General features: G+C 60.6%; 22 protein-coding genes. 8 read left to right on the plus strand and 14 right to left on the minus strand.

Annotation, left to right across the window (positions count from 1 at the left end):
• Window positions 1-9: 9 nt before the first annotated feature.
• The 3 genes from O3S81_RS10650 (at window position 10) to O3S81_RS10660 (ending at window position 3,489) form a co-directional block, all read left to right on the plus strand.
• Entirely contained in the window at window positions 10-1,083 is a 1,074-nt protein-coding gene (locus O3S81_RS10650; protein WP_269342982.1) for an ABC transporter ATP-binding protein, read from the plus strand.
• Between the two features lie 144 nt (window positions 1,084-1,227).
• Window positions 1,228-2,280, plus strand: a complete 1,053-nt coding sequence (locus O3S81_RS10655) for a sugar phosphate isomerase/epimerase family protein (RefSeq protein ID WP_269342984.1) — start codon at window positions 1,228-1,230, stop codon at window positions 2,278-2,280.
• A gap of 21 nt (window positions 2,281-2,301) precedes the next feature.
• Window positions 2,302-3,489, plus strand: a complete 1,188-nt coding sequence (locus O3S81_RS10660) for a Gfo/Idh/MocA family protein (RefSeq protein WP_269342985.1) — start codon at window positions 2,302-2,304, stop codon at window positions 3,487-3,489.
• A 270-nt stretch (window positions 3,490-3,759) separates the two neighbouring features.
• Here the strand turns inward: O3S81_RS10660 and O3S81_RS10665 are convergent, their stop codons facing one another.
• From O3S81_RS10665 to O3S81_RS10675, 3 genes are all read right to left on the minus strand, one after another.
• Complete coding sequence (locus tag O3S81_RS10665) at window positions 3,760-4,008, minus strand: hypothetical protein (protein ID WP_269342986.1); 249 nt, start codon at window positions 4,006-4,008, stop codon at window positions 3,760-3,762.
• A 118-nt stretch (window positions 4,009-4,126) separates the two neighbouring features.
• Window positions 4,127-5,398 (minus strand): glycerate kinase type-2 family protein, encoded by a 1,272-nt coding sequence (locus tag O3S81_RS10670; RefSeq protein ID WP_269342987.1) that lies wholly within the window; start codon window positions 5,396-5,398, stop codon window positions 4,127-4,129.
• Window positions 5,399-5,402: 4 nt separating this feature from the next.
• Entirely contained in the window at window positions 5,403-5,759 is a 357-nt protein-coding gene (locus O3S81_RS10675) for a DUF1304 domain-containing protein (RefSeq protein WP_269342988.1), read from the minus strand.
• A gap of 214 nt (window positions 5,760-5,973) precedes the next feature.
• Here O3S81_RS10675 and O3S81_RS10680 point away from each other — a divergent pair, with 214 nt between their 5' ends.
• Genes O3S81_RS10680 through O3S81_RS10690 form a run of 3 tightly spaced genes read left to right on the plus strand, consistent with a single transcriptional unit; the run spans window position 5,974 to window position 11,445 of the window.
• Window positions 5,974-6,738, plus strand: a complete 765-nt coding sequence (locus tag O3S81_RS10680; RefSeq protein ID WP_269342990.1) for an ImuA family protein — start codon at window positions 5,974-5,976, stop codon at window positions 6,736-6,738.
• On the plus strand, window positions 6,653-8,170 hold the full coding sequence (locus O3S81_RS10685; protein ID WP_269342992.1) for a Y-family DNA polymerase: 1,518 nt from the start codon (window positions 6,653-6,655) through the stop codon (window positions 8,168-8,170). Before O3S81_RS10680 ends, O3S81_RS10685 begins: the two co-directional genes overlap by 86 nt.
• Complete coding sequence (locus tag O3S81_RS10690) at window positions 8,167-11,445, plus strand: error-prone DNA polymerase (RefSeq protein WP_269342994.1); 3,279 nt, start codon at window positions 8,167-8,169, stop codon at window positions 11,443-11,445. The genes O3S81_RS10685 and O3S81_RS10690 overlap by 4 nt, the downstream gene beginning before the upstream one ends.
• A gap of 69 nt (window positions 11,446-11,514) precedes the next feature.
• On the opposite strand, the gene O3S81_RS10695 is transcribed toward O3S81_RS10690, so the two are convergent.
• Both O3S81_RS10695 and O3S81_RS10700 read right to left on the minus strand, forming a co-directional pair.
• On the minus strand, window positions 11,515-12,156 hold the full coding sequence (locus tag O3S81_RS10695) for a class I SAM-dependent methyltransferase (protein ID WP_269342995.1): 642 nt from the start codon (window positions 12,154-12,156) through the stop codon (window positions 11,515-11,517).
• Window positions 12,157-12,239: 83 nt separating this feature from the next.
• Window positions 12,240-13,178: an AraC family transcriptional regulator gene (locus tag O3S81_RS10700; RefSeq protein WP_269342997.1), complete on the minus strand. Its 939-nt coding sequence runs from the start codon at window positions 13,176-13,178 to the stop codon at window positions 12,240-12,242.
• A 186-nt stretch (window positions 13,179-13,364) separates the two neighbouring features.
• Between O3S81_RS10700 and O3S81_RS10705 the strand changes: the two genes are divergently transcribed.
• Window positions 13,365-14,582 (plus strand): MFS transporter, encoded by a 1,218-nt coding sequence (locus O3S81_RS10705; protein WP_269342999.1) that lies wholly within the window; start codon window positions 13,365-13,367, stop codon window positions 14,580-14,582.
• 202 nt (window positions 14,583-14,784) lie between these two features.
• Here the strand turns inward: O3S81_RS10705 and O3S81_RS10710 are convergent, their stop codons facing one another.
• The 5 genes from O3S81_RS10710 to ytfQ form a co-directional block, all read right to left on the minus strand.
• Entirely contained in the window at window positions 14,785-15,519 is a 735-nt protein-coding gene (locus O3S81_RS10710) for a FadR/GntR family transcriptional regulator (protein WP_269343001.1), read from the minus strand.
• Between the two features lie 18 nt (window positions 15,520-15,537).
• Window positions 15,538-16,518 (minus strand): galactofuranose ABC transporter, permease protein YjfF, encoded by a 981-nt coding sequence (gene yjfF / locus O3S81_RS10715; RefSeq protein WP_269343002.1) that lies wholly within the window; start codon window positions 16,516-16,518, stop codon window positions 15,538-15,540.
• Complete coding sequence (locus O3S81_RS10720; protein WP_269343003.1) at window positions 16,515-17,558, minus strand: ABC transporter permease; 1,044 nt, start codon at window positions 17,556-17,558, stop codon at window positions 16,515-16,517. The genes yjfF and O3S81_RS10720 overlap by 4 nt, the downstream gene beginning before the upstream one ends.
• Window positions 17,558-19,081: a sugar ABC transporter ATP-binding protein gene (locus O3S81_RS10725; protein WP_269343005.1), complete on the minus strand. Its 1,524-nt coding sequence runs from the start codon at window positions 19,079-19,081 to the stop codon at window positions 17,558-17,560. The genes O3S81_RS10720 and O3S81_RS10725 overlap by 1 nt, the downstream gene beginning before the upstream one ends.
• A 178-nt stretch (window positions 19,082-19,259) precedes the next feature.
• On the minus strand, window positions 19,260-20,219 hold the full coding sequence (gene ytfQ / locus O3S81_RS10730) for a galactofuranose ABC transporter, galactofuranose-binding protein YtfQ (RefSeq protein ID WP_269343007.1): 960 nt from the start codon (window positions 20,217-20,219) through the stop codon (window positions 19,260-19,262).
• Between the two features lie 524 nt (window positions 20,220-20,743).
• On the opposite strand from ytfQ, the gene O3S81_RS10735 reads away from it, so the two are divergent.
• Window positions 20,744-22,555, plus strand: a complete 1,812-nt coding sequence (locus O3S81_RS10735) for an IlvD/Edd family dehydratase (RefSeq protein ID WP_269343009.1) — start codon at window positions 20,744-20,746, stop codon at window positions 22,553-22,555.
• A 383-nt stretch (window positions 22,556-22,938) separates the two neighbouring features.
• Here O3S81_RS10735 and O3S81_RS10745 read toward each other — a convergent pair whose 3' ends face one another.
• The 4 genes from O3S81_RS10745 to O3S81_RS10760 form a co-directional block, all read right to left on the minus strand.
• The gene (locus O3S81_RS10745; RefSeq protein ID WP_269343011.1) at window positions 22,939-23,343 is read right to left on the minus strand and encodes a VOC family protein; all 405 of its coding nucleotides are present in this window, start codon (window positions 23,341-23,343) and stop codon (window positions 22,939-22,941) included.
• Window positions 23,340-23,846 (minus strand): helix-turn-helix domain-containing protein, encoded by a 507-nt coding sequence (locus O3S81_RS10750; protein WP_269343012.1) that lies wholly within the window; start codon window positions 23,844-23,846, stop codon window positions 23,340-23,342. The genes O3S81_RS10745 and O3S81_RS10750 overlap by 4 nt, the downstream gene beginning before the upstream one ends.
• Window positions 23,847-23,940: 94 nt before the next feature.
• The gene (locus tag O3S81_RS10755) at window positions 23,941-24,129 is read right to left on the minus strand and encodes a hypothetical protein (protein WP_269343015.1); all 189 of its coding nucleotides are present in this window, start codon (window positions 24,127-24,129) and stop codon (window positions 23,941-23,943) included.
• A gap of 164 nt (window positions 24,130-24,293) precedes the next feature.
• Window positions 24,294-25,412 (minus strand): pyridoxal-phosphate-dependent aminotransferase family protein, encoded by a 1,119-nt coding sequence (locus tag O3S81_RS10760; protein ID WP_269343017.1) that lies wholly within the window; start codon window positions 25,410-25,412, stop codon window positions 24,294-24,296.
• Between the last annotated feature and the right edge of the window lie 2 nt (window positions 25,413-25,414).

A 25,414-nucleotide genomic window follows, 5' to 3' on the forward strand; every position in this document is an offset into this window, starting at 1 on the left:
GAGCAAAACATGGCTTCCGTCGAACTTAGGGATATCCGCAAGTCCTATGCCGCGCTCGATGTCATTCACGGCATCTCGCTTGATATAACGGACGGCGAATTCATCGCACTGGTCGGGCCTTCGGGCTGCGGCAAGTCCACGCTTCTGCGCATGATCGCCGGGCTGGAGGAAATCACCGATGGGGATATTCTCATCGGCGATAAGGTGGTCAACGGTATGACCCCGCGCGAACGCAACATCGCCATGGTGTTCCAGTCCTATGCGCTTTATCCGCATATGACGGTGGCCGAAAACATGGGTTTCAACCTGAAGCTTGCCGGCCAGCCGAAAAACGTCATCGAAGAGCGCGTTGCGGAAGCCGCCCGCATGCTCGATCTCGGCAAGCTTCTGGATCGCAAGCCCTCGCAGCTCTCAGGCGGCCAGCGCCAGCGTGTCGCCATGGGCCGCGCGGTGGTGCGCAACCCCGCAGTCTTCCTGTTCGATGAGCCGCTGTCCAACCTGGATGCCAAGCTGCGCGTGCAGATGCGCAGCGAAATCAAGGCATTGCACCAGAAGGTCGGTACGACCTCCATCTATGTCACCCATGACCAGATTGAAGCCATGACGCTGGCCGACCGGGTGGTGGTGCTCAATCACGGTCGCATCGAACAGCAGGGTACACCGCTCGAGCTTTACAAGACGCCCGCCAATCTCTTCGTTGCCGCCTTCATTGGTTCGCCCGCCATGAACCTCATCGAAGGCGTGGTCGATGGCGAGGGCGACCAGCCGGCCGCCCGGCTGAAGGATGGAACCGCGATCCGCATTGCGGCTTCAAGAAAGGTCAAACGCGGCCAGCCGGTGACGATTGGCTTGAGACCGGAACATATCGGCTCGACCATCGGCGGCGATATTTCGCTATCCGGCAGGACGCTGCTGGTGGAGCCGACGGGCGCGCAGACGCATGTGGTCTTTGAACTGGCGGGTGATCAGGTCACGGCGGTGGTGGATGGCGAGCAACCGGTGAAGGTCAATACGCCCTTTGCCGCCACCGTGCATCATGAACGTGTGCATGTCTTCGACAGGGCCAGCGGCCTGGCGCTTTAAGCGCCATGCGCATTTTTAATGAAGTGCGAAAATTCTTTTGTCCCTCCGCTTTTGGGGCTTGTTTGAAAATCACGAGCGGTTAGCTTGGCGCTGGAGAAAAAAGCGGGTTACCGCGCAACTGTATCGATGCAGGAGGAGATTTTTATGAGAACGATCAAGGGGCCGGGTCTTTTTCTCGGCCAGTTTGCCGGTGATGTTGCCCCCTTCAACAGCTGGGATGCAATCACCAAATGGGCGGCGGAAAAAGGCTATGTCGGCGTTCAGGTGCCAAGCTGGGCAGGCCAGCTGATCGATCTCAAAAAAGCGGCGGAATCGAAGGATTATTGCGACGAGTTCGCCGGTGTGGCGCGCCAGAACGGCGTGGAGGTGACCGAGCTTTCCACCCACTTGCAGGGTCAGCTCGTTGCGGTTCATCCCGCTTATGACGAGGCCTTTGACGGTTTTGCCGCACCGGAAGTGCGCGGTAATCCCAAGGCGCGCCAGCAATGGGCGGTGGAGCAGGTGAAGCTTGCGCTGAAAGCCTCGAGAAATCTCGGCATCAAGGCGCATGCGACATTCTCCGGCGCGCTTGCCTGGCCGTTCGTCTACCCGTGGCCGCAGCGCCCGGCCGGTCTGGTGGAAACCGCCTTTGACGAACTGGCGAAACGCTGGACGCCGATCCTTGATTATGCCGACGAGCAGGGTGTGGATGTCTGCTACGAAATCCATCCGGGCGAAGATCTGCATGACGGCGTCACCTTCGAGATGTTCCTGGAACGGGTGAAGAACCATCCCCGCGCCAACATGCTCTACGACCCCTCGCACTACGTGCTGCAATGCCTTGATTATCTTGACAATATCGACATCTACAAGGATCGCATCAAGATGTTCCACGTCAAGGATGCGGAGTTCAATCCGACCGGACGGCAGGGCGTTTACGGCGGTTATCAGGGCTGGGTGAACCGGGCCGGTCGTTTCCGCTCGCTGGGCGACGGGCAGGTTGATTTCGGTGCGATCTTCTCGAAAATGGCGGCCAATGATTTCGACGGCTGGGCCGTGGTCGAGTGGGAATGCGCGCTGAAACACCCTGAAGATGGCGCGCGCGAAGGTGCCGAATTCGTCAAGGCGCATATCATCCGCGTCACGGAAAAAGCCTTTGACGATTTCGCATCTGGTGGCACCGACGATGCGGCCAACCGCCGTATGCTTGGGCTTTGAAAGCATTTCAGGGGAGATATTATGGCTATTGAAGGAAAGACAACCGACGGGGCGAACAAGCGGATTCGTCTTGGTATGGTCGGCGGTGGTTCGGGTGCCTTTATCGGTGGCGTTCACCGCATGGCGGCGCGGCTCGACAACCGCTTCGATCTCGTGGCAGGGGCCCTGTCCTCGACACCGGAAAAATCCCTCGCTTCCGGGCGTGAGCTGGGGCTCGACCCTGAGCGTTGCTACGGTTCGTTCGAAGAAATGGCCGAAAAGGAAGCGCTGCGCGAGGATGGTATTGAGGCGGTGGCGATCGTCACGCCCAACCATGTGCATTATCCTGCTGCAAAGGCCTTTCTGGAGCGTGGCATCCATGTCATCTGCGACAAGCCGCTGACCTCCAATCTGGAAGATGCAAAAAAGCTGAAGCAGGTGGCCGACAAGGCCGATGCACTGTTCATCCTGACGCATAACTACACCGGTTATCCGATGGTGCGGCATGCGCGCGAGCTGGTGGAGGCCGGTGAACTCGGCACCATCCGTCTGGTGCAGATGGAATATCCGCAGGACTGGTTGACGGAAGCGGTGGAACAGACCGGCGCGAAACAGGCGGTCTGGCGCACCGATCCGGCCCAATCCGGCGTTGGCGGTTCCACCGGCGATATCGGCACCCATGCCTATAATCTCGGCTGTTTCATTTCCGGTCTGGAAGCGGATGAGCTGGCAGCGGATGTGCACACCTTCGTCGAAGGCCGTCGCCTGGATGACAATGCCCATGTGATGATGCGCTTCAAGCCGAAGGGCGGCAAGCAGGCCGCCAAGGGCATGCTTTGGTGCAGCCAGGTGGCGGTTGGCCATGAAAACGGGCTGAAGATCCGCATTTATGGTGACAAGGCCGGTATCGAGTGGACGCAGGCCGACCCGAATTACCTGTGGTTCACGAAGCTCGGCGAACCGAAGCAGTTGATCACCCGCGGCGGTGCCGGGGCAGGAGCCGCCGCAGCGCGGGTTACCCGCATTCCCTCCGGCCATCCGGAAGGATATCTGGAAGCCTTCGCCACCATCTATACCGAGGCGGCGCATGCCATCGAGGCGCGCCGCACCGGTTCGGCGCTGGACAAGGCGGTCATCTATCCGACGGTGGACGACGGCGTAAAAGGTGTCGCCTTCGTCACGGCCTGCATCGAATCCGGCAAGAAGAATGGCGGATGGGTGAAGCTGTAAAACGACATTGCCGCGTCTTTCTTCTCCCCGCCGGGGAGAAGGTGGCCCGAAGGGTCGGATGAGGGGGCAACGCTAGCGACATGCGGAAAGCTTGCCCCCTCATCCCGCTGCCGCGACCTTCTCCCCCTCGGGGAGAAGAAGCAAGCGGCATCCGCTCGCTTCCTTTGTCATCGCTCAGTTCTGCCCGGGATGGATTGCAATCGGAAGCTGGCAGCTGCGGCATAAGCCTCCGCGCTTCGGAGCCCGGTCTGCCGCCACCTAACGGCGACATCAATTAACGCGTGTCGACTGCGGCTGTGTCCGCTCTGTCACCGGGCAACCATCCTCGATCTTGGTCCAGGATGACACGTTGAGCTTCATCTCGCAGCGCGCGAGATAAGAAACGCCATCGACCTTCAGGCAGGATGTCTGGCCGAGTTCGAACATGGTGCCGCGATTACGACATTTGCAATTATGGGCATCCGCCAAAGCGGGGCTAAGGGCCATGATCAGGCCGGGTACGAGCACTCCAAGACGCATGGCTGAGGCTCCCAAAGATATGTCGTTAATTTATACCTGTCGGGCGGCATAGTCAAAACGGCCCCTGCCTGGTGACGCGCGCGACCGGGCGGGAGAGCCGGCCCGAAGGCTTCCGCTTTCAGCCGATCAAAATCGCCCTGATATCATTGACATTCGTCAGGGTCGGACCGGTCACGACAAGATCGCCCGCCGCCTTGAAGGCGGTATAGCTGTCGTGGTTCACCAGCGACTGGCGCGGATCGACACCGGCGGCGCGCATGCGCGCCAGCGTATCCGGCGTCACCACGGCACCCGCCGCATCTTCTACACCATCTATGCCGTCGCTATCGCCGGCAATCGCCCATATGTCGGCTGCGCCTTTCAGTGTCAGCGCGAGGCTTAACAGGAACTCCGTGTTGCGGCCGCCCTTACCGGCTGGTCCCTTGCCAATCGTGACGGTGGTTTCGCCGCCGGAAAGCAACACGGCCGGGCCTTTGACCGGCAGACCCTTGCGGCTGGCGGAAAGCGCGATGCCGGCCATGACGGCACCCACATCCCTGGATTCGCCTTCGAGGGAATCCCCGAGGATCAGTGGCGTAAGGCCGAGCTTTACGGCCTCATCCGCCGCGGCCTGCAGCGCAAGCGAGGGCGCCGCGATCATCCTGACATCCTCTTCGATATCGCCTGACTTCGGGGTTTCCTCACCTTTTTCCAGCACCCTGCGCACATTTTCGGGAAGATCGAGCGCATATCGGGCGACAATCTCGCGCACGGTTTCAATATCACTCGGATCGGCAACCGTCGGGCCGGAGCCGATTTCGGAGGGGTCGTCACCCGGCACGTCGGAAATCAGCAGCGAGACCACCTTCGCCGGTTTGGCGGCCAGTGCCAGCCGCCCGCCCTTGATGCGGGAGAGATGTTTGCGCACGGCGTTCATTTCGGAGATCGTCGCACCGCTGGCCAGAAGGGCACGATTGACGGCCATCTTGTCGGCAAGCGTCATGCCTTCGGCGGGGGCGACCATCAGCGCGGAACCACCGCCGGAAATCAGTGCGATCACCATGTCGTCGTCGGTGAGCCCTTCGACTGCGGCGAGAATGCGTTTGGCCGCCTCTGCGCTCTTGTCATCAGGTACGGGATGCGAGGCCTCGATGATCTCGATACGGGAGGTTGGGACCGCATGGCCATAACGCGTCACCACCACACCCGAGAGATCGACATGCGGCCATGCCGCTTCGAGCGCTGCTGCCATGGCGGCCGATGCCTTGCCGGCCCCAACCACCACACAGCGACCCTTGGGCGGGGAGGGAAGATGCTGTTGCAATACCTTCGCCGGATCAGCGCTTGCGACTGCCGCCATGAATATCCGGTTGAGGGCGTCTTTGGCTCGGCTGTCGTTCCATGCGGTCATCGGTTCATACTCCAATCCAGAGCGCGCCAAGCGCCAAAAGGGCGGGCAGCGCCTGAATGAACAGGATCTTCATAGCATTGGCGGTAACGGCGCCGAAAATACCGGCCACCAGCACACACAGCAGGAAAAACACCTTGAAGCTCAGCCCTTCATCGCCCTGTGCGAGCCCATAGATCAGCCCGGCCGCCAGAAACCCGTTATAAAGCCCCTGATTGGCGGCGAGCACCTTCGTCTGCCGGGCAAAATCCGCTGAAAGACCGAACGCCTTGCGGCCGGCCGGCTTTTCCCACAGCAGCATTTCCAGAATGACGATGTAGATATGGATGGCCGCAACCACGGCAATTAGAATGCTGGCGATCATCGGCAGGTTCCTCCAAACCATGATGCCCCCGCCGCGTTTTTTACGGCGAACGGACAATTCCGTTTTAACGGTGGGACGAAGAGCTGCAAGGCCAGAATCTCCTCTTCCCGTGCAAACTGTTGAAGAGCGGCAGCTCGTTGCTTGACTCTTGGTCGAAATAGGAACAAAACAAGAACAATAAAGATGAATAACCGGAATTGAAACCTGTCATGCCATGCAAAAGCGCGCGGACCAGTTGCTCGTTGTCGAAGAGCTGCGTGAAAGGCTGGAAAGGATCGGTAACGGCCCTGAGCGGCTGCACGAAACCTTGCCTTTCGGCGTGGATGCCATCGACCGTCACCTGCCGGGAGGCGGGCTGAAGCTCGGTTGCCTGCATGAGCTGAGCGGTGGCGGCAATGGCGCTGCCGATGGCGCGGCGGCAGCGCTGTTTGCGGCCGGTGTGGCAGCAAGGCTTTCCGGCAAGGTTTTGTGGTGTGTCACCCGTCGGGATCTGTTCATGCCGGGCCTGATGCAGGCCGGCCTATCTCAGAACCGGCTCATCATCGTCGAATGCCGCGATGAAAAAGGCGTGCTCGACTGTTTCGAGGAGGGACTGCGCTGCAATGGTTTCGGTGCGGTGATGGGCGAATTGGCGAAGTTGCCGATGACCGCCTCGCGGCGGCTGCAACTGGCGGCGGAAACCTCCGGTGTGACCGGCATCGCCATCCGCCGTTTCCGGCGTCCGGCCGATGTGGCGTTGTTCGGCGAGCCGACGGCGGCGGTGACCCGCTGGCGCATTTCCGTGCGGCCTTCATCCCCCCTGCCGGTGCCGGGGGTGGGCAGGCCGCGCTGGTTTCTCGAACTTTTGCGATGTCGCGGCGGCGAAAGTGCCGAATTTGAAGTGGAAGCCTGTGATGCAAAGGGTCGTCTCGCTCTACCTGCCGACATGGCCGACGGATCGCTTCCGGCGTCTTTTGGGGAAGGACGCGCCGCCGGTTGAAAAGCCACTGGTCATGATCGGCCGCCAGGGCAGTCGCCGGCTGGTGCTGGCGCTCGACAGGGCGGCAAAGGCGGCGGGCATCCGGCCCGGCACGCCGGTCAGCAAGGCGCAGGCGTTGGTGCCCGGTCTTCTCGTCGAAAATCTGGACGCAGTGGCCGATGCACGCGCCCTGCAGCAGCTGGCATTTCATTTCCTGCGCATCTATGCCCCGATCGTTGCCGCCGATCCGCCGGACGGGTTGGTGCTGGACACGGCGGGTGCGGACCATCTTCACGGCAACGAGACGCTGATGCTGAGCGGCATGGTCAACCGCCTTCATGCCGCAGGCTTTAGCGCCCGCGCCGCCATTGCCGATAGCTGGGGGGCGGCCCATGCGCTGGCGCGCTTCGGCCGTGATGAGATCAGCATTGTACCGCCGGGTGGCCAGAAAGCGGCGATCAGCGGTTTGCCGCTTTCTGCGCTGAGGCTGGAGGAGCGTATCGTTTCCGGGCTGAAGGTGCTCGGTTTCCGCAGCATCGGCGAGCTTGCCGAAGCCCCGCGCGCACCGCTGACCCTGCGTTTCGGCCCCGAACTCGTCCGTCGTCTTTCCCAGGCTTTCGGGGAGATCGGCGAACCCATCGAACCGGTGCGGGTGGCCGAACTGGTGGAGGTGCGGTGCGCCTTTCCCGAACCGATTGCGGCGGCGGAGACGATTGCCCGTTATACGCAGAAGCTGGTAACGGGGCTTTGCGCCGCGCTGGAAAAGCGCGGCCTCGGCGCCCACCGGGTCGATCTGGTGCTGCATCGTGTGGATAGCGGCCTGCAAGCCATACGGGCTGGCACGTCCAGACCGGTGCGCGATGTCAAACAGCTTGTCCGGCTTCTGACCGACCGGATAGACACCATCGATCCCGGTTTCGGCATCGAGATGATGGTGCTGACCGCCACCCATGCCGAGCCGCTTGTCGCCGCGCAGGCCCGTTCTTCGTTGCTGGAGGAGGGGTGTGCGGAAATCGCCGATACGGTCGATGTCATCCTCAATCGTGGCCACAGGGTCTATCGTTATGCGGCGGTGGCAAGTGATGTGCCGGAACGCTCCATTGCCCCCGTTGCGGCGCTTGCGCCTGAGGATACGCTCGGCTGGCCCGGCCACTGGCCGCGTCCGGTCAGGCTTTTTGCAAGGCCGGAACCCATCGAGACGCTGGCGCTGCTGCCGGACCATCCGCCGCGTTATTTCCTCTGGAAAGGCGTGCGCCATAATGTGCGGCGCGCCGATGGGCCGGAACGGGTGTTTGGTGAATGGTGGAAACGCGACCGGGAAAAGGCCGCCGTGCGCGATTATTTCACGGTGGAAAATGAAGGCGGCGAACGTTTCTGGATTTTTCGCTCCGGTGACGGCGAACATGCCGAAACGGGCTCGCAGGGCTGGTTCATCCATGGGGTTTTCGCATGAGCACGCCCCGTTATGCCGAACTTCAGGTGACCACGCATTTTTCCTTCCTGCGCGGGGCAAGTTCCTGCGAGGAGCTTTTCGAACAGGCCAAAAACCTCGGCATAGAGGCGCTGGGCATCACCGACCGCAACAGCCTTGCGGGCATTCCCCGCGCTTACGAGGCGGCGAACAATTTCGGCATCCGTCTCGTCATCGGCTGTCGCCTCGATCTGGATGACGACCTTTCCGTGCTTGTCTATCCCATGGATCGCCCGGCTTACGGGCGGCTTTGCCGGCTGCTTTCCGTGGGCAAGAAACGGGGCGGCAAGGGCAAGTGCCGGCTGACATGGGATGATCTCGTCACCTATGGCGAAGGCCTGATCGTGGTGCTGCTCGCCGATCTGGCCGACGATCTTTGCGCGCTTCGCCTGCGCCGGCTCAAAGCTGCTTTTGCCGACCGGGCCTATATGGCGCTCAGTCTCAGAAGACGTCCCAACGACCAGATGCGGCTTTTCGAACTGTCGGGCATGGCGGAAGCCTCAGGCGTGCCGACTGTGGTGACCAATGACGTGCTGTTTCATGTGCCGGAGCGGCGCATGCTGCAGGATGTCGTCACCTGCATAAGGCATAATTGCACCATCGACGAAGCGGGTTTCCGCCGCGAACGCCACGCCGACCGTTACATGAAACCGCCGGAGGAAATGCACCGGCTGTTTGCCCGTTACCCGGAAGCGCTTTCCCGCAGCCTCGAAATTGCGAAACGCTGCAAATTTTCGCTGAAGGAGCTGGTCTATCAATACCCTGAAGAGCGCACCTTGCCGGGGCTGACGGCGCAGCAGGCACTTGAAAAACTCGTATGGGAAGCGGTGCCGGTGCGTTATCCGCATGGGTTGCCGGAGAAGGTGGAAAAGGCACTCAGACATGAGCTGGCGGTTGTCGGCAGACTGCAATATGCACCCTATTTTCTGACGGTAAACACCATCGTCCATTATGCGCGCTCAAAAGATATTCTATGCCAGGGACGTGGTTCGGCCGCCAATTCTGTCATCTGTTTTGTACTCGGCATTACCGCCATCGATCCTGCCCTTTTTAGCAATCTCGTCTTCGAACGTTTCATTTCCGAGAACCGGGGAGAGCCGCCGGATATCGACGTGGATTTCGAACATCAGCGGCGCGAGGAGGTCATACAGTGGGTCTATGACACCTATGGCCGTGACAAGGCAGCACTCTGTTCGGTCGTTACCCGTTACCGGGGACGCGGGGCGCTGCGTGATGTCGGCAAGGTTCTGGGCCTGCCGGAAGACCTGACGAAACTTCTTTCCTCGCAGGTCTGGCGCTGGAGCGAAGGGGTGGATGAAAAGCAGGTTAAAGAACTGAATCTCAATATGGAGGACCGCCGCCTCAAGCTTGCTTTCGAACTGGCTAATCAGCTTGTCGGCACACCGCGCCACCACAGCCAGCATCCGGGTGGTTTTGTTCTGACCCATGACAGGCTGGACGAACTGGTACCCATCGAACCCGCCGCCATGGACGATCGCCAGATCATTGAATGGGACAAGGATGATATCGATGTCGTGAAATTCATGAAGATGGATTGCCTGGCGCTTGGCATGCTGTCCTGCATGAAGCGTGGTTTTGACCTGCTGGAGGCGCGCACGGGAGAGAAATATGATCTTGCCGCCATGCCGCCGGATGACGGGCCCACCTATGCCATGATTCAGAAGGCCGATACGCTCGGCACGTTCCAGATTGAAAGCCGGGCGCAGATGTCGATGTTGCCGCGCCTGAGGCCGAAGGAATTTTACGATCTCGTCATTCAGGTCGCCATTGTTCGCCCCGGACCCATTCAGGGCGATATGGTGCATCCCTATCTGCGCCGGCGGCAGGGAAAGGAGCCGGTTCATTTTCCCAAAAAAGAGCTTGAGAGCGTCTTGGGAAAGACGATGGGTGTCCCGCTGTTTCAGGAGCAGGCCATGCGGATCGCCATGGATTGCGCCGGTTTTACTCCGGATGAAGCCGACCAGTTGCGTCGAGCCATGGCGACTTTCAAGAATGTCGGCACCATTTCCAAATTCAGGGAAAAATTGGTCAAGGGCATGGTGGAGCGCGGTTATGAGCAGGACTTTGCCGAGCGCATCTTCAAGCAGCTTGAAGGGTTCGGCAGCTATGGTTTTCCCGAAAGCCATGCGGCCTCCTTCGCATTGATCGCCTATGCTTCCTCATGGCTGAAATGCCATCACCCCGATATTTTCTGTACGGCCATTCTCAACTCGCAGCCGATGGGGTTTTACGCTCCGGCGCAGATCGTACGCGATGCACGCGACCACGGCGTGGAGGTGCGCCCCGTCTGCATCAATAACAGCCGTTTTGATTGCTCGCTGGAACCTACGGGCAGGAAGGATGCGGAAGGGGAGGAGCGTTTTGCCGTGCGGCTCGGCCTGCGCATGGTGAAGGGGCTTTCCAACAAACATGCTGCCGATATCGTCGCTTCCCGTCAGGATAGAGCCTTTGCCTCCGTCGACGATCTCTGGCGAAGGGCGGGCGTTCCCGCTGCCGCACTGGTGTGTCTGGCCGAAGCCGATGCCTTTCTGCCGTCGCTTTCGCTTTCCAGGCGTGAGGCGCTCTGGGCCATCAAGGCCCTGCGGGATGAGCCGCTGCCGCTTTTTGCCGCTGCCGCCAGCCGGAAAAACGCCGTGGTGGACGAGCTTCAGGAACCCTCCGTCGCGCTCAGGCCCATGACGGATGGCGGCGAGGTGGTGCAGGATTATGGCCATGTGGGGCTCACCCTGCGCGAGCATCCCATGTCCTTCCTGCGCCGCGATCTTTCCCAACGCCGCATCATGACTTGCGCGGAGGCGGTGCGTGCCCGGGACGGCGCATGGCTGGAAACGGCCGGTCTGGTGCTGGTGCGCCAGCGCCCCGGCTCGGCAAAGGGGGTGATCTTCATGACGCTGGAGGATGAGACGGGCATTGCCAATGCGGTGTTGTGGGTCAAAACCTTCGAAAAATACCGGCGCGTGGTGCTGTCCGCCGGCATGGTCGGCATTTATGGCAAGATCCAGCGGGAAGGCGAGGTGGTGCATCTGGTCGCCCACCGGCTGACCGATCTGTCGGAGGCACTGGCCAGCGTGGGCGAGCGCAATCGCGCCTTTCCCCTGCCACATGGGCGCGGCGATGAGTTCCACCACGGAATTCCGCCGGAGGATCATCGCAATATCAAAAAACGCCCGCCACCTGCTGACCATGATGACGATGCGGTGGAGCAGATAAAGGTGATTTCCCGTAATTTTCACTAGAGCATTTTCAGGAAAGGTGGATTCCGGTTCTCCGTCCGGAAATGCGCCAAAATGCTCTAAGGCGGCGGTTCAGCTCACCTTTTGTGCCACGATATAAGGGCGATTATCATTGCCCCGTGTGGCATGGATTTCCATAGCCAGAATGTCGAAGCCGCCGACGCCTATATGCCGGCAAAGCTCAGCTGCGCTGAAGACGCCGGCATAGGGGGCTTTGCCGATCGCGCGCATGGCCGGCAAGACAAGGCGGATGAGTGGGTTCATATCTCCGACGCAGGGTGTCTTGGTGATGAAGAGCCCGTGCACGGTGAGCAGGGAATGAATGTGCTTCACTGTGCCGGGCAGGTCGCGAACCAGATGAAGATAGTTGAAACCCAGAACCGCGTTAAACGGCTGAGGGCCGGGTTCAAGCGTTTGTGCGGTCGCGGTGCTGAAGACGAGGTTCGGGAAAGAGCCGGCGGCGTGTTTCCTCTCCTCGGCAATTGTGATCATGCCGGCGGAAATATCCGTCGCCAGATAGTCTTTGACACCGCCCGCCAGCCGGATCGCCGTTGTGCCGGTGCCGCAGCCGAGCTCCAATACCCTGTCATTTGGTTTCAGCAGGGCGCGAGTCCGCTCCAGTGTGCGCTCATATCCGGCTTCATCCGAAATCCTGCCCTTGGCATATTTCCGGGCGGTTCGGTTCCAGAAACGGGCGTCGTCGGCAATGCTCATGGTGGATGCTCCCCGGACGGCACCATTCCGCTTCAGACGGATCTGTCCTCACGCAATATCCTTATCCGTTTTGTCCGACGCTTTTAAGCGGCATCCTCCAGCCCGGCCGTGTCTTTCCTGCGGAACTGGCTGGGTGGCGCGCCGATCACACGTTTGAAGGCGCGGCTGAAGGAGGCTTCGGAATCATAACCGAGCTTTTCCGCCGCCAGTGTAACGCGCATGCCTTCGCGCAGCCACAGCCGCGCCTGATGCATGCGCACGCGCACCACATAACGCGCCGGGCTTTCGCCCACCACGCGGGTGAAGCGTTCCGCGAAACTGGAGCGGGATGCGCCCATCAAGGAGGCAAGCTCTTCCACGTTCCAGTCCTTTTCGGGGTTGAGATGGATGGCGGCCAGCACCCTGCCGAGTTCGGGATTGCGCACGGCGGCCAGCCAGCCGCTGGAATCGCCGCAGCCATATTCCACCCATGTGCGGATCAGGGTCGCCGTCAGCACATCGGCAAGCCGCGCCAGAATGCCGCCCGCGCCGACGCGGTTCAATTCCACCTCGCGCGCCATGGCCTCCAGAAGATGTGGAATGGCCGGGTCGCTTTTGGCCAGATCGCTGGTCAGCATCACATCCGGCATCAGTTGCAGGAGCGGATGCAGATTGTCCATGTTGAAACGCATGGAGGCGGTGAAGGCAATGGTATCCCCGCCGGCGCATGCGCATTCCATGTCGAAAATGCCCTGGCAGACTTCCTTCTTGCCGAACCGGTCAAAGGGGGAGGGCGTCACCTCCTCGCTGCTGGCGAGCACATGGGCGTGTCCTCGCGGCAGAAGCACGGCATCGCCGCATGTCAGCGTCAGCCATTCGCCGGAGGGTTTTTGCAGTTTCGCCTGGCCCACGCCGATGAAATGAAAGCGCGCTGCCTCCTGCTCGGGAAAAGCCGTCGCCCAGGGTGTGGCCATGCGGCAGCGGCCATATTCCACGCCATCAAGCCTCAGGCCACGCAGCATTTCCGTCAGGGCATCATTCATGGCAGCTCTCGCAAATTCGGACGATTGGTTAAGGAATATGGATTTTCTAGCATGGAAACGCCGGGCTGTCACGCGTAGCTTGGGTGCATCGATTTGCGGGCCCTGAACCTGCCTCCCCATCGGCCTCACCACTTTGCGTTTCCGTTTCAGCGCGCATTTTTTAACGATGCGCATCAGGAGATTTTGATGAACAACCGGACCATAAACGAACTCGAATATGTGCCGCGTCAGGCGGAGCCGGATGCGAAGTGGGCCGCGGTGGTTTCGCTGGCGCTCGGCGTCTTCGGGCTGGTGACGGCGGAATTCCTGCCGGTCAGCCTTCTGACGCCGCTTTCGGCCGATCTTGCCGTCAGCTCCGGTATTGCCGGCCAGTCCATCACCGTCACGGCGCTGGTTGCGGCGGTTGCCGGCCCCGGTGTTGTTATCGGCACACGCAGTATCGACCGCCGCTGGACGTTGCTTGGGCTCACCACACTGCTGATCATTTCCAGCGCGCTGGCCGCCTTTGCCAATGGTCTCGTCATGCTGTTTGCCTCGCGCGTCCTGCTGGGCATCGGCCTTGGCGGCTTCTGGGCCATGTCGGCGGCGCTGGCGCTCCGGCTCGTGCCGCTCGATAAAATGCCGCGCGCCATGGCCATCATCCTGACAGGGGTTTCCGTTGCCACCGTCTGTGCCGCGCCGGTCGGCGCATGGATCGGCGCGACGCTCGGCTGGCGTTCGGCCTTCGTCGTTTCGGGTGCGCTCGGCGTCCTCGCACTCATCGTGCAATTGCTGACCGTGCCCTCGCTGCCCCCGGCCGGCGCTCCCGGGCTTTCCACCATGTTCCGGCTGTTGCAGCGTCCACAGGTCCGCATCGGTATTCTGACGACGCTCTTCATCGTTGCGGCCCACTTTGCCGGCTTCACCTATGTCCGCCCCTTCCTGGAAAATGTGACGGGATTTGGCGTAGAGGCGATTTCGCTCGTCCTTCTGGCTTATGGTATCGGCGGCTTTTTCGGCAATCTCTTCGGTGGTTTCCTCGCCGAGAAAAACACAGCATGGGCGGTAACTTTTGCCGCGACACTGATTGCCGCATCGGCTTCCGTTCTGGTCATTGCGGGTGCCTCGCCCCTGATCGCCGGCCTTGCCATCGCCTCCTGGGGTTTTGCCTTCGGTGCGGTGCCGGTCAGCGTGCAGAGCTTCATCACCCGCGCTGCTTCCGATGAGGCGGAAAGTGCCGGCGCGCTGCTGCTCACCACCTTCCAGATCGCCATTTCCAGCGGTGCGGTTCTGGGTGGTCTGCTGATCGATCTTCATGGCGCGACCATGGTCTTCGTCTTCGTGGCGATCTCCGCCCTTCTCGGCGCATCGCTGATGGCATCACGCCGGGGCGCGGTGCCGCAGGTCGAGGCCTCGCAGGGGTAAGATGCTGGTCGAAGAAAAAGGACCTACATCCGTGCGGGTCCTATTTCGTGATGAAAACCTTTCCTTCGTCATGCCGGACTTGATCCGGCATCCAGTCACGGCGCGTCTGCGCCGTGAAAAGAGTTTTTTGCGATCAAGGACTTGATCGCGCTGGACCCTGGGTAAAGTCCGGGGTGACGACGCGAAAACCTTGATCTGCTCCTCAAACCGTCTTGATCGCCTTCTGCGTCCGGTCTTTTCCCACCTCGATCACGTGCCGCATGGCCTTCACCGCCGCATCCGCGTCACGCGCGGCAATTGCGTGCACGATGCGTAGATGGTTGGACGCGATCTCGGCAATGGTGCCGGGCGAAGCGGCCGGTGACGAAAGCTGGAAGGAAATCGCAAGTGCGGCTTCGATCAGCCCGCTTGCCGAACGCATGAAGGGATTGCCGGACATATGCGCCACGGCAAGGTGGAATTCGAGGTCGACCTTGGCAATGCTTTCCGGCGTATGGTTCGGATTGTCGAATTTGGCGGCGATCACGTAGAGGGAAACAATATCGTCATTGGAGGCCTGCAGGGCCGCCGCCGCTGCCGCCGCCGGTTCCAGCGCCAGGCGGATTTCCGCCAGATGCTTGACGAATTCCTGGTCAATGCCGGCCTCGCAGCGCCAGCCCAGCACGTCAGGATCGAAGAAGTTCCAGCTCGAACGGTCGAGAACGCGGGTGCCGACCTTGGCCTTGGGTTCCACCAGCCGTTTGGCCGCCAGCGTCTTCATGGTTTCGCGCAGCACGGTGCGCGAGACGCCGAAACGCATGGAGAGCTCCGCATCATTGGGCAGCAGCGAGCCCTCCGCGATCCTGCCCGAGACGATGGCGCTGCCGAGTTCGGAGACCACATGGGCGTGGCTGTTCCGGCGTTTTCGCCCGCTAATCGTCGTTTCGAGCAGCCCCAAGCAAGCCTCCGTTTGCCGTTATGCCGGATGCGGTCCGGCCAGTCTCCTGTTTGAATACCAGATGATTGCGCGCTGCAACACGATGAAGACGAAAAGCAGCACACCGATGACGATTTTCGTCCACCAGGAGGAAAGCGTCCCGTCAAAAACAATGTAGGTCTGGATCAGCCCCTGGATCAGAAGGCCGATGAAGGTGCCCGCCACCAGCCCCGTGCCACCGGTTAAAAGCGTGCCACCGATGACGACGGCGGCGATGGCGTCGAGTTCAACGCCGACCGTCGCCAGCGAATAACCGGAAGAGGTGTAGAGCGTATAGACGATGCCGGCGAGCCCCGACAGGAAACCGGAGAGCGCATAGATGCCGATGGTCGTTGCGCTGATCGGTACGCCCATCAGCTCGGCCGATTGCGGGTTGCCGCCCAGCGCATAGACATTGGCGCCGAAGCGGGTGCGGCTGGCAATCAGCATGCCGGCGGCAAAGACGAGAAGCATCAGCATGGCGAGCGCCGTCAACCTACCACCGCCGGGAAAACGGTAATAGAAGCCCTGTATCGCGTCGATGAAGGGATGCGAGATCGGCACCGATTGCGTGGATATAAGATAGGCCGCGCCGCGCGCCAGAAACATGCCCGCCAGCGTCACCACGAAGGGCGGGATCGACAGGAAGCGGATCATCGCCCCCATCAGGCAGCCGAACAGCGTGGAAATTGCCAGCACGATGGCGAAGGCCAGAAGCGGATGGATATTATAGGTGCCGACCATCACCGCTACGAAGACACTGGTGAAGGCGATGACCGAGCCGATGGACAGATCGATGCCGCCCGACAGGATGACGAAGGTCATGCCGACGGCCGCAATGCCGAGAAAGGCATTGTCGGTCAGAAGATTGCCGATCACCCGGGTCGAGAAGATCGCCGGATATTGCAGCACGCACAGCAGATAGGCGATGACGAAGATCGTCAGCGTGGTGAGGAAGGGCAGGTTGCGGCTGTGGATCATCGCGCGGTTCCTTCCTTGGTCATGCCGTTGGCGGCGGCCGGTTTGGCGTGCGGCTTCGGCGCTTTCACGAAACCGAGGACGGCCATGATCGCCGGCGATTGCAGCGTCAGAACCACCATGATGATGCCCGCCTTGATAATGAGGTTGAATTCCGGCGGGAAGCCCGAGACGAGAATGCCGGTATTGATGGTCTGGATGATGAGCGCGCCGATCAGCGAAGCGGTGATGGAGAAGCGGCCGCCGTTCAGCGAGGTTCCGCCGATCACCACCGCAAGGATCGCGTCCAGTTCCAGCCACAGGCCGGCATTGTTGGCATCCGCGCCGCGAATATCGGCGGTCACGATCATGCCGGCGACGGCCGCGCAGAGACCGGAGACAGCATAGACGAAAAACAGAAGGAAGCGCGCCCTGACCCCGGCAAGCGCTGCCGCACGGCGATTGATGCCGGTCGCCTCGATCAGGAAACCGAGCGCGCTCTTGCGGACCAGAAGGCCGATGATGAGCGCCGCCGCCAGCCAGATGATGACGGGCAGCGGAATGCCCGCAAATGCGCCGGAGCCGATGGCGGAGAAGCTGTCATTGTTGAAGGTGAGGATGACGCCTTCGGTGATGAGCTGGGCGATGCCGCGTCCCGCCACCATCAGGATCAGCGTGGCGATGATCGGCTGTATGTCGAGAAGGGCGACCAGCACGCCGTTCCACAGACCGCAGGCAATGCCCACCGCAAGCGAGATGGCGATGACGGAAGGGATGGAATGGCCGTTGCTGATGAGCGTGGCGGCGACTGCGCCGCAGATAGCGATCACCGCGCCGATGGACAGGTCGATACCCTTGGTGGCGATGACCAGCGTCATGCCGATGGTCAAAAGCGCCACGGGGGCGGCGCGCACGAGAATATCCACCAGACTGCCATAGAGCCGGCCGTTCTGGAATGAAACATGAAGAAAGCCCGGCGAAATGATTGTAATCGCTGCCAGAATGATAAAGAGGGCGGCGAGCTGGGGTGCAAGCCTTTTCAGCCGTCGGGTTACAGCCACCATCACGCCGCCTCCGTTCTGGCCGCATCCGCAATCGTCCGCATGATGTTGTCGGCCGTCACCTCGCCACCCTTCAATTCGCTGACATGGCGGCGGTCGGACAGCACGACGACGCGATGGGCAACGGCGGTGAGCTCTTCCAGTTCGGAGGAAATGACGATGAGCGACATGCCTTCGCTACAGAGTTTTTCAATCATTTTCAGAATTTCCGCATGCGCGCCGATATCGATGCCGCGTGTCGGCTCGTCGAGGATCAGAAGCCGGGGATGGGTGGCGAGCCAGCGGGCCAGAATGGCCTTCTGCTGGTTGCCGCCGGACAGGAATTTTATCGGCCGGTCGGGATCGGCGGGGCGAATATCGAGAGATTTGATGAAGCTTTCGGCCAGTTCCGCCTTCTGCCGGCGAGACAGCGGTCGCGCCCAGCCCTGCCGGGCCTGCAACGCCAGGGCAATATTGTCGGTGACGGAAAAGTCGCCAATGATGCCGTCCGCCTTGCGTTCCTCCGGGCAGAAGCCGAAGCCCTCCGCAATCGCCGCCTCGGGAGACGAAATCGTCACCGCCTTGCCGTCGATCGTTGCCGTGCCGGTATCGGGCCGGTCTATGCCGAACAGCAGGAAGGCCGTTTCCGTCCGGCCGGAACCCAGAAGGCCGGCGACGCCGACGATCTCTCCTGGCCGGATGCCGAGATCGAAGGGGGCGATGCTGCCGCGTTTGCCGTAACCTTCGAACCGGATCGGCGGTTCGCCCTCGGCGACGGTATCGTCGGTCGCCTGGTGCTCATGGGTAATGTGCTGAAGCTCGCGGCCCAGCATCATGGAAATGAGTTCGGATCTCGGCAGGCTGCCGATCTCACGCGTACCGACAAGGCGACCGTTGCGCAGCACCGTCACGCGGTCGGCGATATCATAGACCTGATTGAGGAAGTGGGTGATGATGACGATGCCGATGCCACGGGCGCGCAGGTTCTTCAAAACGCCAAACAGCATCTCGACCTCATGAGCGTCGAGGCTGGCGGTGGGTTCGTCCAGCACCAGAACCTTGCCGGAAAGATCGACGGCGCGGGCAATGGCGATGATCTGCCGGATGGCGACGGAATAGCTGGAAAGCAGGACGTTGACGTCGATGGAAAGCCCATATTGGGCAAGCAGCGCCTGCGATTTTTTCTGCATCGTGCCGCGGTCGATCAGCCCGAAGCGGCGCGGCTGGCGGCCGAGAAACAGGTTTTCGGCAACCGTCAGGTTTTCGAGAAGGTTTACTTCCTGATAGACGGTGCCGATGCCGAGCGCCTGCGCTTCGCCGACATTGGCGGGCGAAATTTCGCCGCCCTCCAGAAACACCGAACCGCTGTCGCGGTGGTAAACCCCGGTCAGAATCTTGATCAGCGTCGATTTGCCCGCGCCGTTTTCGCCGAGAAGCGCATGGATTTCACCGTGCCCGAGCGAAAAATCGACATTATCGAGCGCCGTGATCCCGAGAAAGGATTTGCCGATGGCGCGTGCTTCCAGAAGTGGTGCCGTTTCGGACATTGAGCAGGTTCCGTATCGAAATATAGGTCTCGCCATAAGGGCGCTTGGTGATCGCGTGAAGCGGCACCGGCCCGCTCCATACGCAATCACTCTGCATGCTGAGCCGGAAAGTTTTCCCTTTCCCCAAACAGCCGAAAGAAACGGCGCAAACCTTGCGCCGTTCCTCCGAAGAAATGGCTCAGTAGCCCAGGCCTTTCTTCGCCTCGTAGACCTTCATCGGGTCGTCGGACGCCGTGTAGAGCTTGGATTCGGTCTGAATCCACTTTGGCGGTGCCTTCTTGTCTTTCAGATAGGCTTCGAGCGCGTCAAAGGCGGGGCCTGCCATGTTGGGCGTCAGTTCCACCGTTGCATTGGCTTCACCGGCGGCCATGGCCTTGAAGATATCAGGAACGGCATCGATGGAGACGACCTTGATGTCGGTTCCGGGCTTCAGACCTGCTTCCTTGATGGCCTGGATAGCGCCGACGGCCATATCGTCATTATGGGCATAGACGGCACAGATATCCTTGCCGCCGCCTTCGGCCTTGATGAAGCTTTCCATCACTTCCTTACCCTTGGTGCGGGTAAAGTCGCCGGTCTGCGAACGCGCGATCTTGATGTTCTTGTGCGAAGCAATGGCTTCTTCGAAGCCCTTCTTGCGGTTGATGGCAGGGGAAGAGCCGGTCGTGCCCTGAAGTTCGACGACCTTGCAGTCCTTCGAGCCGACATCCTTGACCAGCCAGTCGCCGGCAACCTTGCCTTCGTGGACCTGGTCCGAGGTGACAGCGGTCAGGTAAAGATCGTCCGAAGCCTCGATCTGGCGGTCGAGCAGGATGACAGGGATTTTTTCTTCCTTGGCTTCCTTCAGCACGGCATCCCAGCCGGTTGCGACGACGGGTGCGATCAGGATCGCATCCACGCCCTGCGCGATGAAACCGCGAACGGCCTTGATCTGGTTTTCCTGCTTCTGCTGCGCATCGGCGAATTTCAGCGTGACGCCGCGTTTTTCGGCCTGCTGTTTCGTGACGGTGGTTTCAGCCGCGCGCCAGCCGGATTCCGAACCGATCTGCGAGAAGCCGACGGTGAGCGATTTTGCGGAAACACTGGATGCAAGGCACAGCGAAACGGCGACAGTGGCTGTCGCGAGAGCTTTTCTCATCTTATTCCTCCCAGAGATGATGTCAGCGTGACGGCCACACTATGAGCATATAGTAATACTCTTGAAAAGGGGCATTTTCGCATATTTCAATTTTAAAGTGACATTCAGAGCGCGAGATTCTGAAATAAATCAATAAAAATCAATATTATAAGCATTTCATGTTTTCTGGTTTGAACAACCGGCATTGCCGCTTCGTTAAATGCCATATCGCTTGACAGGGTGCGGCAACGTCTAATAGTAATACAAATAAGAAGATGTTTTTTGTCGGGATTTATAGGTCGCAGGACCATGATTGAGCCGGCAAAATAGGGAGGGAGATTCCGTTGCGCAGTCCCGCGATGGCCGTAAATGCCGAAAAATATTCGGTTAAAGCCGAAGAGCAGCCTAATGCCACTCGTCTGGGCCTGCACTGTCGGTTATGCGTGATCTCCCAGACGCTGATTCCATTTTTCTTGCGCACAACATAAGCTTGTCGCAATTCGTAATATTTTACCGTTGGCCACTTCCGGCTGGAGACCCGCATCATGACGACATCCGATAATCTTCCTGCAACTCAGGGCAAGCTGCGCTCGCGCGCCTGGTTCGACAACCCCGCCAATGCGGACATGACCGCGCTTTATCTCGAGCGTTACATGAACTTCGGTCTCAGCCAGGCCGAGCTTCAGTCCGACCGCCCGATCATCGGTATCGCGCAGACGGGTTCGGACCTTTCGCCCTGCAACCGCCACCACCTGGAGCTGGCGAACCGCCTGCGTGAAGGTATTCGTGAAGCGGGCGGCATTGCGATCGAATTTCCGGTCCACCCGATCCAGGAAACCGGCAAGCGCCCGACGGCGGGTCTCGACCGCAACCTTGCTTACCTCGGCCTCGTGGAAGTGCTTTACGGTTATCCGCTCGATGGCGTCGTTCTGACCATCGGCTGCGACAAGACCACGCCTGCCTGTCTTATGGCGGCGGCCACCGTCAACATTCCGGCCATTGCGCTCTCCGTCGGCCCCATGTTGAACGGCTGGTTCCGTGGTGAACGCACCGGCTCCGGCACCATCGTCTGGAAGGCCCGCGAATTGCTGGCGAAGGGTGAGATCGATTACCAGGGCTTCGTTAAGCTCGTTGCGTCTTCGGCCCCGTCCACCGGCTATTGCAACACCATGGGCACGGCAACGACCATGAACTCGCTCGCCGAAGCGCTCGGCATGCAGCTTCCCGGCTCCGCCGCCATTCCGGCGCCATACCGTGACCGTCAGGAAGTCTCCTACCTCACCGGCCTGCGTATCGTCGAAATGGTCAAGGAAGACCTGAAGCCTTCCGACATCATGACCAAGGATGCCTTCATCAACGCCATCCGCGTCAATTCGGCCATCGGCGGCTCCACCAATGCGCCGATCCATCTCAATGGCCTTGCCCGCCATGTCGGCGTCGAGCTGACGGTGGATGACTGGCAGACCTATGGCGAAGACGTACCGCTGCTCGTCAACCTGCAGCCGGCCGGCGAATATCTCGGCGAGGATTATTACCATGCCGGCGGCGTACCCGCTGTCGTCAACCAGCTGATGAGCCAGGGACTGATCATGGAAGACGCCATGACCGTCAACGGCAAGACCATCGGCGACAATTGCCGCGGCGCGATCATCGAGGACGAGAAGGTCATTCGCCCCTATGAGCAGCCGCTCAAGGAGCGTGCCGGCTTCCGCGTTCTGCGCGGCAACCTGTTCTCTTCGGCCATCATGAAGACAAGCGTGATCTCGGAAGAATTCCGTGGCCGTTACCTCTCCAACCCGAACGATCCGGAAGCCTTCGAAGGCCGCGCCGTGGTGTTCGACGGTCCGGAGGATTACCACCACCGCATCGACGATCCGTCGCTGAATATCGACGCCAACACCATTCTGTTCATGCGCGGCGCCGGTCCGATCGGTTACCCGGGTGCGGCGGAAGTGGTGAACATGCGCGCGCCGGATTATCTTTTGAAGCAAGGCGTCAGTTCGCTGCCCTGCATCGGTGATGGCCGCCAGTCCGGCACGTCGGGCAGCCCATCCATCCTCAATGCCTCGCCGGAAGCAGCGGCTGGCGGCGGTCTGGCCGTGTTGCAGACGGGTGACCGCGTCCGTATCGATGTGGGTCGCGGCAAGGCGGATATCCTGATTTCCGGCGAGGAACTGGCCAAGCGTTACGAAGCGCTGACGGCTCAGGGCGGTTACAAGTTCCCCGACCACCAGACGCCATGGCAGGAAATCCAGCGCGGCATCGTCAGTCAGATGGAAACCGGCGCGGTTCTGGAACCGGCCGTCAAGTACCAGCGCATTGCCCAGACCAAGGGCCTGCCGCGCGACAACCACTAAAGGCAGGGCCGTTTCGGCGGATCGCTTTTTTCAATCAGCCCCGGGCTCAACCCCGGGGCTGAAACATTTTGAGTAACGTTTTCCGCAACCGCGGGAGCCAGCCCGTCGCTTATCTGCTTACTTTCTCGAAGGGGCCTGCGGCTTTCCCGGATATGGCAGGAAGAACATGTACAGCCCGCTGAAAACAAGCAAAGTCAACGGCATCAGCGGGGCATAAATGATCACCGGTTGCGTCGGGCCGAAGGCCATCGAAGCGAAATTCGCCAGAATGGTGACGGTCAGCAGAATGCCCAGCCATCGATGGCCCTGCCTTATCCAGTTTCGCGAGATCAAAGTTGCCCCCAAGAAAAAGCATCCATGATGGAATGTGACACATCGGCGCTTCAACGGGCCTGAACGAGCTTCCAGCCATTGCCGGAAGGGTCGCGGAAGCTCGCATCCACCGAGCCGTAGCGGGTGATGGGTTCCTGGGTGAATTCGACGCCGCGCCTGTGCATGGCGTCAAAGGCTTTCTGGCAATCCTCGACTACGAGAACCAGCGGCGGCATGGCGCCCTTGGCCACGGCTTCGTTCAGATTTTGCGCCGTCACCTCGTCAACGGTCGGGGCCTGCGGCCGAAACAGGCCCAGCTGGAAGTCCGGCTGGTCCGGGTGCTGGACGGTCAACCAGCGATAATCGCCATTGCGTGCGTCCGTATGCACACGAAAGCCAACTTTCTCGACATAGAATTGCAGCGCCTCGTCCTGATCATGAACATAAAGCCCGACGACTTGAACACCATTTTTCATGAGCTATCTCCCTTTTGCTCGTCGTGCCTACCGCTTTTCGTCTCCCGGCGCTTCTCCGAAACTGCCATTTTGAGATGGGGGCGATGGGCGGCGCTGACGAAGCAATGGGGAACATGTTCAAGATCACCCGGTGAAACCCGCATTCGCCGCCGCAATTCACTCGGATTTTCCCCGGTCACATCGCGGAAAACGCGGCCAAATGTGCCGATGCTGTTCCAGCCGGTCTGCAAGGCGATGTCGATGATAGGAAGATCCGTGTCACGCAACAGCGCTACGGCGCGCTCGACCCGGCGGGTCAGCAGATAACGGTGTGGGGGTATGCCGAAGGCATCGCGAAACGATCTTGCGAAATGGGCCTGCGAGGCGCCGCTGACGCTCGCAAGGCGTGAAACAGGCCACGCCTCATGCGGTGCCGAGTCCATATGGTCCTTGGCGCGCAGAAGGCGTCGCAGCAGTTTCAGGTCTCTGTTTGCAGAGTTTTTTTCGTTTCCGGACCGGCGCATGCGCCAATCATTGAATGAACCGGACGTTCCTGGCAAGGCTCAGCGCCGGTGCCAAAAACCGCAGTCCGACCCGTCACCGACCCGCGCCGGAAACTCAGATCACCGGATAAAGCGACCAGAAGAACAGTTCATATTCCTGATCGCGGTCGTCATCGTTCGACTCGTCATCCGGTCTGCGCGGAGTCTTGTCCTGAAAATCGGTCTCCACCCGCTCGTTTATGACGGGCATTCTTCGGCCGATGCCAAAGAGGTCAAAGGAGAGCATGTTGAACCCTGCTACCATGGCCGTTTCCCTTCTTCACGCGAGTTAACAGTGCGTTAAGTTTCGCGCCTTGCCATGATTTCGTCAAGATTGGCCGGGGAATTTGTCTACTATTTTTAACAACAATGTTGTGACTGATATTCCACCGCTGACGAATTTCGCGCAATGAACGTTTATCGGCACCATCAAGCGCCGTTCGCAGCGGTGTCGGAATAGGTTTTTTCGGCGGCTTCCAGCGCGGAATCGGTATCTGCGGCATGGCCGAGGCTTTTCAGGGCGCTTGAGAGGGCGGTGATATTGGCTCTCACCGCATGCGGGTTTGCACGGCGGCCAGTGTGATTGAGCCTTATCAGCCGCTCCGCGCCGGGGCCGACCCCGCCGGAAATATCCGCGCCTTGCTGCCTGGAAGCAGCGGCGAGAAACGCCCCGGCTTCGACCATATCCGGCAGGATCGCCGTGGAAACCAGCGCTGAAGCATGTGCCTCCTCCACCCATGTCGGGATGCCAAGCGCCCTGATGGCATTGCGGGTGGCGGCCGCCGCCCGTTCGTGGCGTTCGTTTGCGGATGTGAGACCTTCCGCCTCTATCCGGTCGAGCGCCGCTTCCAGCGCGTAGAATTCCAGCGGTGCCGGCGTTCCGGGCAGCGCGCCACGACCGGCATCGAGCCAGAGCTTCTTCTGGTCCATAAGCGAGAGCATGGAGTTTTCCGGGGCCTGACGATGCGAAAGAAGTGCCCATGCCCTCTCGCTGACGGAAATGGCGGAGATTCCGGCCGGGCCGGCCAGCGCCTTTTGGGGCCCGATGACGGCGATATCGACGCCCAGCCGGTCGACCTCGAAGGCATGGCCGCCGATGGAGGCGACGGCATCGACGAGGGTGACGACACCCCTTTCCCGGGCGAGCGCTGCAATGGTGGGCAGGGGGTTGAGAATGCCACTTGCCGATTCCGCATGGACGATGGCGAGAAGATCGAAGTCCGGACCCTCGTCCAGTGCTCGCTCGACTTCCTGAAGCGTGATGGGTTTTGCCGGGCTGGCGGTCAGGTTGCGCACCGTCGCGCCGCCCCGTTCCAGCCAGCCGCCGAACCATGCGCCATAGGGGCTGGTGACGATGTTGAGCGCTTTTAGGCCCGACCGCGCAAGGCTGGTGGCCGCCGCCTCAAGTGCCAGCACGGCTTCCGCCTGTATCAGCAGCACGTCGTTCTCCGTGCCCATCAGTGCGGCCAGCCGGTCGGCCAGCACGGCGTAGCGCTCTGCAGGAAAAGCGGGCGGGTCGAGCAGCAATGCGTAATCCGGGGTGGGCATGT

The sequence above is a fragment of the Agrobacterium sp. SOY23 genome (genome assembly GCF_027212525.1).
In the GTDB taxonomy this organism is placed as follows: domain Bacteria; phylum Pseudomonadota; class Alphaproteobacteria; order Rhizobiales; family Rhizobiaceae; genus Agrobacterium; species Agrobacterium tumefaciens_I.